Consider the following 10,804-nt stretch of genomic DNA (forward strand, 5'->3'; position numbering starts at 1 on the left):
CGGGCGGTCGGGGGGCGGGCGGGGGGGTGGTGGGCGGGGCGGCGCCGCGCGAGTTGGGCGGGGGGTGTGGGGTGCGGGGGGCTTGGGGGGTGGGCTGGGGGGTGCGGTGTGGGGGGGGGTGTGGGGGGCGCGGGGGCGGGCGGCCCCGCCGCGGCGGGCGGGGGGGGGGCGGCCCCCCCCCCCCCCCCCCCACTACCGCATGGCAGTCACCCCGGTACCGGGCAGTTGCTGGCCTCCAGCACGCCCTGCAACCGTTCGCGTTCGCCCCGGGCCTTGTCGCGGTTCTCCGGCGAGGCGAACCGCTCGCGGCCACGTGCGTCGCGGAAGCGTTGCTGCCAGCTGCTGCAGCGCTGCGCGTCCGGCAGTTCCTCGCAGCGGTCGCGCACCACTTCGCAGCCTGCAGCGTTGACCGGTGTGGCGCCGCCCAGGCCCTGCACGGTCATCAGTTCGCAGCGGCCGGGGGCAGCCTCGTATTCGTGCAGGTAGCCACCGCCCTGGCTGTCGGTGCACTGGAAGATGGGCGGCAGCGGCGGCTTCGGCGGCGCATTGCTGTCCGGCGCGGCATCGGCCTGGCGTGGCAGCGATGCACTGTCGAGTATCAGATCGCCGCCTTCGCGTTCGACCATGCCGGCTTCCATGATCGTGCGTCCTTCGCCGGGGCGGCGGGGGCTGGGCGCGGAAGCCGGCGGCATACCCGCCGCCGCCGGTTCGGGTGGCGACGGCACAGGGGCCGGCGTGGGCGACGCACTGGCAGCGGCCGGAATCCGCACCACCTGCTGCTTGCTGCCGCCAGGGCAGGGCGTACGTTGCAGGGTGGGCACATCGCTGTTGCTGGAGGTGCAGCGGTAGATCACCCCGTCGTCGGCCACTGCGTTGCCGGCGAACAGGCCCAGGGCCAGCCAGATCAGGTTCTTCATGCGCACAGCGTACATGCCACGGCAGGTGCTGCGCTCAGCGTTCGCAGTCGCGCGACAGGCGCGCGTCGATGCCACGCTGTTCGTTGCTGATGGCGGTGCGTTCACTCTGCAGCGCGCTGTTGTAGCGGCGGTCCAGTTCCCAGCGGCGGTCGCGCAGGCGCGCGCAGACTTCCTGTGGCGGCAGCGCATGGCAGCTGTCGCGGACCAGCACGCTGCCGGCCGGAACCTGTACACCGACACCTACCGCTGGCGGCCGGTAGCCGGTTCCTTCACCGATGGGGGGGCCGACCGGCGTGCCGAAGGCGGGGCGTGGGCCGGGATGGACCGGGCCGTGGTGCCCATGCGGGAGCCAGACGCTGGTCCACAACGGCACCCAGCGCGGATTGCCCTCGTTGTTGTCGCTGGTGTAGCGGCGACCGTCGTCGCTTACGCACTCGTACAACGGTTGTGGTGGCTGGAGGTAGACGTGGCGGACCTCACGATCACGCATCACCGGAACCTCGTCCGGCCGGGCGGGTGCCGCGTCGCTGCGCACCACCCGGGGGGCCAGGTCGCGCGGGCGCTGCAGGTCACGCACTTCCTGCCGGCCACTGCTGCATGGCTTGTCCTGCAGGGCCACGGCGCCGTTGCTGGCGACACAGCGGTACACGCGCACGTCCTCGGCGGCGGGTGCGGTCCATGGCAGCAACAGGCACAGGCCCAGGGCGGTGCGCAGCAGGTTCATGGCGGCAGGGTGCGTGATTGTCCGCGGCAGTGCAATCGTCGGTTCAGGAGCGCAGCACGTTGCCGCTGAGCGCGTCGCGGATCGGGGTTGGCTGGGCCAGGCCGCCGGTCTCGCCGTCGAGGAGGCCATCGAGCAGGCGCAGCAGGCGCGGATCGAGCTCGGCACGGCTGCGGGCCGGTGGTTCACCGGCCAGGTTGGCGCTGGTGGAGACCAGCGGGCCACCCCAGGCGCGGCACAGGGCGGCGACCAGCGGGTGGGCGCTGATGCGCACCGCGATACCGCTGTGTTCGCCGGTGACCCAGGGCTGCGCGTGCGGACCGGCCGGCAGGATCCAGGTGTTGGCGCCCGGCCAGCTGGCCAGCACCGCGCGCTGGCGGGCGTCGGGCAGCGCCTGCAGGCGGACCCAGCCCTCCAGCTGCGACAGTTCGGCGGCGACCAGGATCATGCCCTTCTCGATCGGGCGCTGTTTCAGCCGCAGCACCGCGTGCACCGCGGCTTCATGTGACGGATCGCAGCCCAGGCCCCAGACCGCTTCGGTCGGATAGGCGATCACGCCACCGGCGCGGAGCGTGGCGACAGCAGAGTTCAGGGTGAGTTCTTTCATGACGGCGACCGGCCCGGCGTGGGCCTCCATTATCCCCCCGCTGCGTGCAGAAGGGGTGGAACGCGCCCGCTCGGTATTGCCGGCCGCTGGCCGGCATCCGAGGTTTCCAGGTGTTGCCGGCCAGCGGCCGGCACCGCCTCTCATCCGCGCATGGCGTGGATCTACTTCTTTGCGGCGGTCTTCTTGACGGCCTTCTTCGCCGGTGCCTTCTTTGCGGCAGCTTTCTTCACCGCCTTCTTGGCCGGCGCTTTCCTGGCCGCTGCCTTCTTCGGCGCTGCTTCCTTCTTCACTGCAGACTTCTTGGCCGGCGCCTTCTTCGCGGCGGCCTTCTTGGCGCCGAAGCCCTTGCGCACCGGCTTGCCGGTTTCTTCCATCAACTGTTGCACTTCGGCCAGGGTCAGCGAGGCTGGCTCGCGATCCTTGGGGATCTTGCCGTTCATCTTTCCATCGCTGATGTACGGGCCGAAGCGGCCGTTCAGCACCTGGATGTCGCTGCCCTCGAACTCCTTGATGATCCGGTTGCGCGCGATCTCTTCCTTCTCTTGGATCAGGAATACGGCGCGGGCCAGGTCGATGGTGTACGGGTCATCTTCCTTCTTCAGCGAGGCGTAGGTGCTGCCGCGCTTGGCGAACGGGCCGAAGCGGCCGATGCCGACGCTGACCGGCTCACCATTGTCCTCGCCCAGCGCGCGCGGCATCAGGAACAGTTCCAGCGCGTCTTCCAACGAGATGGTGTGCATCGACTGGCCGGGGCGCAACGAGGCGAACTTCGGCTTTTCCTCGGCGTCCTCGGCGGTGCTGCCGATGGCGGCATACGGCCCGAAACGACCCAGCCGCACGCTGACCGGCTTGCCGGTCTTGGGGTCGGTGCCGAGCTCGCGCGCGCCACTGGCCTCGGCGCGGTCGACCGATTCCTTCTTGTCTTCGACCAGTTCCTTGAACGGCTCCCAGAAACGGGCCATCAGCGGGATCCATTCTTCCTCACCGCGCGAGACGGCATCGAGCTCGTCCTCAAGCCTGGCGGTGAAGTCGTAATCCACGTACTGCGTGAAGTGGCTGGACAGGAACTTGGACACCGCGCGGCCCACGTCGGACGGGCGGAAGCTGCGGCCTTCCATTTCCACATACTTGCGGAACAGCAGGGTCTGGATGATCGAAGCGTAGGTCGAGGGACGGCCGATGCCGTACTCTTCCAGCGCCTTCACCAGCGCCGCTTCGGTGTAGCGCGGCGGTGGCTGGGTGAAATGCTGTTCGGCCAGGATGCGTTCCAGCGGGATGCGGTCGCCCGGCTTCATCGCGGGCAGCTTGCGGCCCTCATCTTCGTCCTCGGCGCTCTTGTTGTCCTTGCCTTCCTCGTACACGGCCAGGAAGCCGGGCACGACCACGGTGGTGCCGCTGGCGCGGAACACGTGTTCGCTGCCGGCCGACAGGTCGACGCTGACGGTGTTGAGCGTGGCCGGGATCATCTGGCAGGCCACCGCACGCTTCCAGATCAGCTCGTACAGGCGCCGCTCGTCGTCGGTCAGGAAGCGGGCGACCTGCGACGGCGTGCGCAGGGCCGAGGTCGGGCGCACCGCTTCGTGCGCTTCCTGGGCGTTCTTCGACTTGGTCTGGTAGGTGTTGGGCTGGTCCGGCAGCGAGGCGATGCCGTAGTCGCGGGCGATCACGTCGCGGATTTCCGCCAGCGCGTCCTGCGACAGGTTCACCGAGTCGGTACGCATGTACGAAATCAGGCCGACGGTGCCTTCGTCGCCGATGGCCACGCCCTCATACAGCTTCTGCGCCACCTGCATGGTCTTGCGGGTGGTGAAGCCGAGCTTGCGCGAGGCTTCCTGCTGCAGGGTGGAGGTGGTGAACGGCGGCGCCGGGCGGCGCTTGCGCTCCTTGCTGGCGACGTCGGTGACGTGCAGCGAACCCTGCGCGGCCTGCTGGATGCGCATGCGCGCCGCTTCAGCGGTGTCGCCATCGGTGACGGTGAACTGCTCGAACTTCTGCCCGTCCAGCTTGACCAGCTTGGCATTGAAGTGCTGGGACGGGTGCGCGCACTCGGCAGCGATCGACCAGTACTCGCGGGCGATGAAGGCTTCGATCTCTTCCTCGCGCTCGACGATCATGCGCAGCGCCGGGCTCTGCACGCGGCCGGCGGACAGGCCGCGCTGCACCTTGCGCCAGAGCACCGGCGACAGGTTGAAGCCGACCAGGTAGTCCAGCGCGCGGCGGGCCTGCTGGGCGTCGACGAGGTCGCTGGCGATCGCGCGCGGCTGGCTGATCGCTTCCTTGATGGCGCGCGGGGTGATCTCGGTGAACACCACGCGCTGCATCGGCTTGTCCTTGACCAGCCCGCGTTCCTTCAGGATCTCGGCGATATGCCAGCTGATCGCTTCACCCTCGCGATCCGGGTCAGTTGCCAGCAGGATGTCGTCGGCGCCCTTGGCGGCCTTGGCGATCGCATCGACATGCTTCTCGTTCTTGTCGATCACGTCGTAGTGCATGGCGAACCCGTTGTCCGGGTCGACCGCGCCTTCCTTCGGAATCAGGTCACGCACATGCCCATACGAGGCCAGGACGGTGTAGTCCTTGCCGAGGTATTTGTTGATCGTCTTGGCCTTGGCCGGCGATTCGACGATGAGCAGGTGCTTGGGCATGGCAGCAGTGTCTGTGGGGCGAGCCGCAGGGAAGGGGCCGCTAGGGTGGAGCAAACGGCCGCATTAGTGAAGCGGCCACGGACAAATCAATACGCTGAACGCCCGGTAGTGTGCCGGGCGTTCAGGTTTCACCTTATTAGAGGAATCACGCCCGGCCAGCCCCTGTCAAGCAGCCAGACGTGAGGATGGCCGTTCATGAGGCCATCTTGGCGATGAAGCCGACCGCAGCCACCAGCAGCACCAGGCCCGCGACCGTCAGCAGGCCGGTCAGTACCAGGATCACGATGGTGACCGTACCCAGCTCATGGCGCTGCAGCTGCGGCTGGTCGGTGTAGGCCCAGCGGTCGACCACCAGGGTGTCGCAGATCATGTCGTGCAGGCCCTGCTTGCGCTCGGTGAAGGCGGCCATCAGGAAGCCGATCCCCAGGGTGAAGCTGCTCAGCAGCATGGCCCAGTAGCGACCGAAGGCGCGGCCACGGGTCAGGCGGTCACCGTTGCTGCGCACGACCTTGATGCCGACCGCCATCTTGCCCAGCGTGGCGCCGCCCTGCGAGGAATGGAACCAGGTGTAGTAGGCCACGCCGATGGCCATGTTGATCAGCGCGCTGGCCAGCTGCGCGACGATTTCGATGGAGGTTTCGCCACTGCCCACCGCGCCCATGCTGGCGCCAAGCACCACGCCGATGATGGCGCCGATGATGCCGCCCGGCACGGCCAGCACGAAGTAGTCGATCATGTAGGCCGCGACGCGCTTCCAGAAGCCGGCGTAGACCACCTCGCCGCCGATCACCGGCCGCGCGCCACCGGCAGCGGCGGCGGCCGGGGCGTTGTAGGGCGAGCTGCTGAGCGCGCCCGTGCCAGGCAGCGGCGCAGTGCCGTTGTCGATGGCGGCGTAGTCGCTGCGCAGGTCGAAGCCGCCACTGGCAGTGGCGGTGCTGGCGTCGGCCAGCGTCTGCAGGCCCAGTTCATCGACCACCTGGCGCAGTGCAGCCCACTGGGCCATGCCTTCGCGCCAGACCAGGGTGTCCAGGTTCAGTTCGCCGCGCTGGAAGCGCTGGCGGATCTCCTGGACCGACAGCGGGCCCTGGCGTTGCTGTCCTACGGCGTAGTACCACTCAGTCATTGCATGTTCCCTGTTGGATCGTCCTTGGAGGTGCTGCCGTGCGCGTGGCTCAGCCGCGGCACGACGTCGGCAGGTACCTGTCGTCGCTTTCACCGCTGCATTCCCAGCGGCCGCTGTCGCGATCATATTCCAGCCACAGCAGGTCGCCATCGAGGCTCTTGCCGGGCACGGCCAGCGTTGCTTCGATGCCACAGTGACCGTTGTTGAAGCGGCCGATGTTCACCGCCGACAGGCCGGCCTGGGTGAAGTCACCCGGGGCCGGGAAACCGGCATCGTTGGCGCCGGGGCAGCGGCCTTCATCGTCGGCGAAGTGCTGCACCTGCTGTTTCAGCGGCTGCAGGGCATTGACCGCGGTCGCGATCCTGGCACGCACGGTGTAGTCGTTGTATGCGGGCAGGGCGATCGCCGCGAGGATGGCCATGATCGGTACCAGTACCAGCAGCAGGCCGCCGCCGATGATCGCGGTCAGGGCGCAACCGGAGAGCTTCTTCTTCGGCGGTGGCAGAACCCCGGCTGCCGCTTGGGTGGCATAGGGCGTGGACGGCGGCAGCACAGGCGGCTGCGGCGGAGGGGGGGCCACCGGTTCCGGTTCCGGCTCGGGTTGCTGGGCCGGCGCAGCAACGTCCAGTGCCGGCACGATCAGGCCCAGCTCGTCGACCACGGTACGCAACGGCTGCCATTGCGGCAGGCCGTCGCGCCAGACCAGGGTGTCCAGGGAGATCTGGTTGTTTCGGAACAACTCGACCAACTGTTCCGCCGGCAGCGGGCCTTGCTGCCGGTTGCCTTCTGCATGGAACCACTCGCTCACGGGGACGCTCCTGAATGCGCTATGCCCCAAAGTGTACGGTCAGTGAAGGGGTTCTGGCTCGTCCATGAACATCTGCGTCTCCATCCAGGCATAGGCCGCTTCGGAGCCGGGCTGGTTGAACAGCACCATCAGCACGACCCATTTCAGGTCGTCCAGGTCCAGTTCGTCCTGGTCCAGGGCCATCGCCCGGTCCAGCACCAGCTCGCGCTGGTCGGCGTCGAGGATGCCGTGCTGTTCCAGGTACAGCAGGAAGCCGCGGCATTCCACATCCAGCTTGTCCAGCTCGGGGCCATGGTAGATGCGCACGGGGCCGTCGACCCGCGCCTGGGCCACGCTCGGCCGCTGGGCGGCCAGGGCATCGAGCCAGTCGAACGCCTTGTTGATCTCGGTGGGGCTGAAACCGGCCTGGATCAGGCCGTTCTGCAGCGAATCGCGGTCACGGATCAGGTCCGCATCTTCGCTGAAATAGTGTTCAAACAGGTACAGCAGTACATCCAGGATGCTCTCTTTCATTGCCCCTCGGCCTGCGTCGCGCGACGCTGTGGAGGTGAAGAAACTAGGGAGTTCGACAGTAGCGGCCGTGTACGCACACCACGATTCCCGCCAGTTCCATGGCAAGCAGCATGGAGGACACCTGGGACGCCGTCAATCCACAGCGCGTGATCAGTGAATCCATACCGCTTGGGTTGTGGTCCAGGGCTCGCCACAAGCACTGGTAGTCAGGGTCGTCGGCCCAGCGCGCCGGCAGGAGGGCCGGCAGTGCCTGTTCAGTGGGGGTGACCAGCCGCGATTGCAAGCCCGGCAGCTGCTGGCGAAGGGCGGGGGCGAGCAGTTCCAGAACCTCCTCGGGGCGCTCGACCAGCGCCGCGCCCTCGCGGATCAGGCGGTGGCAGCCCGCCGCGCGCGGGTTGAGCACCGATCCGGGCAGGGCACAGACCTCGCGGCCTGCCTCGGCGGCCAGGCGCGCGGTGATCAGCGCTCCCGAACGCTGCGCGGCCTCGACCACCACGGTGGCCAGCGCCAGCCCGGCTACCAGCCGGTTGCGCGCGGGGAAGTGGCCTGGGCGGGCCGCCGTACCCGGCAGGTACTCACTGAGCACCACGCCCTCGGCGGCGATGCGCGCCTGCAGCCGGGCGTGGCTGTCCGGATAGGCGCGGTCAGGGCCCGTGCCGATCACCGCCACGGTGCAGCCACCGGCCTCCAGCGTGGCCTGGTGCGCAGCCGCATCGATGCCTGCGGCCAGGCCGCTGGTCACCGCCAGGCCCGCCTCGACGAAACAGCCGGCAAAACGCGCGGCCAGTGCGCGCCCGCCCGGGGTGGGGGAACGGCTGCCGACCAGCGCCACCGACGGGCGCCAGGCCAGGCTGGGGTCTCCGGCGACGAACAGCGCCAGCGGCGGGTTGGGCACCTCCAGCAACGAGGGTGGAAAGGCCGGATCGGTGCAGGGCAGCAGGTGATGGTTGTCCTGTTCCAGCCAGCGCAGGGCGGATGCACACGCCCGGGCGTCGGGACGTTCCAGCGCGGCGCATTGCTCCGGCGTGCAGCCGTGCGCGCGCCAGTTCGCCGGGCCTTGCGCGATGGCGGCTTGCGCACCGCCCGCGGCCTGCAGCAGGGCCCGTCGTGGCGCCAGTGCGCCTCCCGCCATCAACAGGCGCAGCAGCGCCTCATATGCATGCGTGGTCATCCCCCACTATCGGCCGCACGCAACAAAGGCGCCCTAGGGCGCCTTCGCATGTGATCGTCAGGTTTTCCCGCAGACGCCTGCCGGGCAGCGGCCGGCACGCCCGGCAACGGTTACTTTGCGTCCGGGTGCAGCGCGTTGTAACCCACCTGCACCGGCTTCACGCCCTGCATCACCAGCGCGTAGCTGACGTTGTCGAAGGTACGGAACACCATCGCGTGCGCGGCATACTCGTCCGGCAGCGAGACCCGGCCCGCGCCAGTGCTGAGCGAGTCGTCCATGCGCGAGGAGCCCGGGTACTTCATGCGGTGCGCCACATGGCGGCCCGGGCGCCACAGCGAGAACACGGTACCGTTGTCCACGCCCTGGGCACGGCCGGCCGAGATCGCGATCACGTCGCGCGGGCCACCGGCGTTGAACATGTCGGTGACGGCCAGCACGCGCACGTCCACACCCTCGACACCGGCAGCGGGTACATGAGGTATGAACTGCAGGTCGTACGGCTTGGCTTCGACCGGCACCAGGCGGTCACCGGCGCGCACTTCGCGGCCGCCGTCGTTCTTGTCCAGCACCAGCGTGGAGGCCTCGACCTTGCCGCCGGCAATCTGGGTGATGGTGCCGGTAGCGACCTGGGCCAGCTCGTAGCCGAGCACGCCACGGCGGGCGTTGGGCGCGTTGTAGGCCTTCCACAGGTTGCCGCTGCCCGGGGTCACGTCGCCATTGGCGGTCAGGTCTTCGGTCGGCTTGGGCTGGGCGTACCGCACGGTCGGGCGTACCACGGCCCAGCGCTGGCCCACCTGGGCATCGGCCAGGCGCACGTAGACGGTGTCACCGCCGGACACGCGCAGGCGGCTGTCCTCCAGGCCGACCACGTAGGGCAGCTGCTTGATGCTGTCGACAACGCTCAGCTGCTTGAGGAACGGCGCGACCTGGGCCAGCGGAATGGCGTCGATCGGGGCCTCCTGGCGCGGGCCGGCCTGGGATACGGTCACCCGGTCCAGGTAGGCCAGGCTCAGCACGTCACCTGGATAGATCAGGTGCGGGTTGGCGATCTGCGGATTGGCTTGCCAGATCTCCGGCCACAGCCAAGGCTTCTGCAGGAAACGTGCGGCGATATCCCACAACGTATCCCCTTTTCGGACCACATAGGTGTCCGGGTGCCCGCCATTCACTTCCACGGCGGTAGCATAGGCAGCCACGGTCAGCATCGCCGCGGCGACGACCGTACGAAAACGAAGCAACATAGGTGTGAAGCCCTGATTCCCCAACAGGTCCGCGCACTATAGTCCAGAAACCGGGGCGCAAGGCAAGCGTTGGAGCTAGAATCTGCGACGTATGCCGGCGTGCCGGCCCCCTATCCGGAAACAGCCATGGCCCTTCTCCCCATTCTCGAGTTCCCCGATCCGCGCCTGCGTACCAAGGCTGCGTTGATCGACGCCGCCGAAGTCACCACGCCGGCCTTCCAGGAACTGATCGACAACATGTTCCAGACCATGTACGACGCCCCGGGCATCGGCCTGGCGGCCACCCAGGTGGACGTGCACAAGCGCTTCATGGTCATCGATGTCAGCGAAGAAAAGAATGAACCGCATGTGTTCATCAACCCGGAAATCGTCGCCAGGGACGGGGGCCGGGTGTACCAGGAGGGCTGCCTGTCGGTCCCGGGCATCTTCGCCGACGTCACCCGCGCCGACACCATCACCGTGAAGTACCTGGACCGCAACGGCCAGGAACAGCAGCTGGAGGCCGGTGAAGTGCTGGCCACCTGCATCCAGCATGAGATGGACCACCTGGACGGCAAGCTGTTCATTGACTACCTGTCGCCGCTCAAGCGCGAGATGGTCCGCAAGAAGCTGGCCAAGCAGCGCAAGCACGTGGCGTGATCGCCCATCCGGGCCGCCCTTCGGGTGGCCCGTGCCCGCGCGACGCGCGCGGGCTGCACGGCGCCGGCCGACGGCGCCGTTTTCTTTCCTGCACGAATCCATCCTGCAAGTGGGGTAGCCATGAGGATTGTCTTTGCCGGTACGCCGGAATTCGCGGTGTCGTCGCTGGGGGGCGCGGCGCGCCCCCCCCCCCGCCTGGGCCGGGAAAAACACCCACACCCGCCCGCCCCCCCCGGCCCCGGCCCGGCCCCCCCCCCCCGCAACCAAGAGCCCGTCGCCCGAGGCAATAAAATATATTAAAAAAAAAAAACACCCCCCCACACAACCACAAAAATAGCTTTTGGTCTTTTTTTTTTTAATATATGGGGGGGGGGGGGGGGGGGGGGGGGGGGGGGGGGGGGGGGGGGGGGGGGGGGGGG

At 68.3% G+C, this 10,804-nt stretch carries 10 protein-coding genes; 1 reads left to right on the plus strand and 9 read right to left on the minus strand.

Annotated features, from left to right (window positions below; all coding sequences use genetic code 11):
* Positions 1–206: 206 nt before the first annotated feature.
* The 9 genes from WDC87_RS21050 to WDC87_RS21090 form a co-directional block, all read right to left on the minus strand.
* On the minus strand, positions 207–917 hold the full coding sequence (locus tag WDC87_RS21050) for a hypothetical protein (protein ID WP_088496606.1): 711 nt from the start codon (positions 915–917) through the stop codon (positions 207–209).
* Positions 918–951: 34 nt separating this feature from the next.
* The gene (locus WDC87_RS21055; protein ID WP_088496605.1) at positions 952–1,641 is read right to left on the minus strand and encodes a hypothetical protein; all 690 of its coding nucleotides are present in this window, start codon (positions 1,639–1,641) and stop codon (positions 952–954) included.
* A gap of 43 nt (positions 1,642–1,684) precedes the next feature.
* Entirely contained in the window at positions 1,685–2,275 is a 591-nt protein-coding gene (locus tag WDC87_RS21060; RefSeq protein ID WP_005419629.1) for a Sua5/YciO/YrdC/YwlC family protein, read from the minus strand.
* Between the two features lie 131 nt (positions 2,276–2,406).
* On the minus strand, positions 2,407–4,890 hold the full coding sequence (locus WDC87_RS21065) for a DNA topoisomerase I (RefSeq protein ID WP_252744776.1): 2,484 nt from the start codon (positions 4,888–4,890) through the stop codon (positions 2,407–2,409).
* A gap of 193 nt (positions 4,891–5,083) precedes the next feature.
* Entirely contained in the window at positions 5,084–6,013 is a 930-nt protein-coding gene (locus WDC87_RS21070) for an RDD family protein (RefSeq protein WP_005419625.1), read from the minus strand.
* Positions 6,014–6,062: 49 nt separating this feature from the next.
* The gene (locus tag WDC87_RS21075) at positions 6,063–6,821 is read right to left on the minus strand and encodes a pilin (RefSeq protein WP_252744775.1); all 759 of its coding nucleotides are present in this window, start codon (positions 6,819–6,821) and stop codon (positions 6,063–6,065) included.
* 39 nt (positions 6,822–6,860) lie between these two features.
* The gene (locus tag WDC87_RS21080) at positions 6,861–7,334 is read right to left on the minus strand and encodes a DUF494 family protein (protein ID WP_005419622.1); all 474 of its coding nucleotides are present in this window, start codon (positions 7,332–7,334) and stop codon (positions 6,861–6,863) included.
* A 43-nt stretch (positions 7,335–7,377) separates the two neighbouring features.
* Positions 7,378–8,505 carry a DNA-processing protein DprA gene (gene dprA, locus WDC87_RS21085; protein WP_072167259.1) on the minus strand — a complete coding sequence of 376 codons (1,128 nt, stop codon included), beginning with the start codon at positions 8,503–8,505 and terminating at the stop codon, positions 7,378–7,380.
* Between the two features lie 110 nt (positions 8,506–8,615).
* A complete protein-coding gene (locus WDC87_RS21090; RefSeq protein ID WP_252744774.1) occupies positions 8,616–9,746 on the minus strand; it encodes a LysM peptidoglycan-binding domain-containing protein in 1,131 nt (376 codons plus the stop codon).
* Between the two features lie 126 nt (positions 9,747–9,872).
* Between WDC87_RS21090 and def the strand changes: the two genes are divergently transcribed.
* Positions 9,873–10,385 (plus strand): peptide deformylase, encoded by a 513-nt coding sequence (gene def / locus WDC87_RS21095; RefSeq protein ID WP_005419619.1) that lies wholly within the window; start codon positions 9,873–9,875, stop codon positions 10,383–10,385.
* The last annotated feature ends 419 nt before the right edge of the window (positions 10,386–10,804 follow it).

Origin of the sequence: Stenotrophomonas maltophilia group sp. Smal12 (assembly GCF_037079935.1) — a bacterium.
GTDB classification, from domain to species: Bacteria; Pseudomonadota; Gammaproteobacteria; order Xanthomonadales; family Xanthomonadaceae; genus Stenotrophomonas; species Stenotrophomonas sepilia.

Bases quoted from the DNA above. Each gene is read 5' to 3' on its own strand.
- WDC87_RS21050 (WP_088496606.1), bottom strand. From the start codon at position 917: ATGAAGAACCTGATCTGGCTGGCCCTGGGCCTGTTCGCCGGCAACGCA.
- WDC87_RS21055 (WP_088496605.1), bottom strand. From the start codon at position 1,641: ATGAACCTGCTGCGCACCGCCCTGGGCCTGTGCCTGTTGCTGCCATGG.
- WDC87_RS21060 (WP_005419629.1), bottom strand. From the start codon at position 2,275: ATGGAGGCCCACGCCGGGCCGGTCGCCGTCATGAAAGAACTCACCCTG.
- WDC87_RS21065 (WP_252744776.1), bottom strand. From the start codon at position 4,890: ATGCCCAAGCACCTGCTCATCGTCGAATCGCCGGCCAAGGCCAAGACG.
- WDC87_RS21070 (WP_005419625.1), bottom strand. From the start codon at position 6,013: ATGACTGAGTGGTACTACGCCGTAGGACAGCAACGCCAGGGCCCGCTG.
- WDC87_RS21080 (WP_005419622.1), bottom strand. From the start codon at position 7,334: ATGAAAGAGAGCATCCTGGATGTACTGCTGTACCTGTTTGAACACTAT.
- dprA (WP_072167259.1), bottom strand. From the start codon at position 8,505: ATGACCACGCATGCATATGAGGCGCTGCTGCGCCTGTTGATGGCGGGA.
- WDC87_RS21090 (WP_252744774.1), bottom strand. From the start codon at position 9,746: ATGTTGCTTCGTTTTCGTACGGTCGTCGCCGCGGCGATGCTGACCGTG.
- def (WP_005419619.1), top strand. From the start codon at position 9,873: ATGGCCCTTCTCCCCATTCTCGAGTTCCCCGATCCGCGCCTGCGTACC.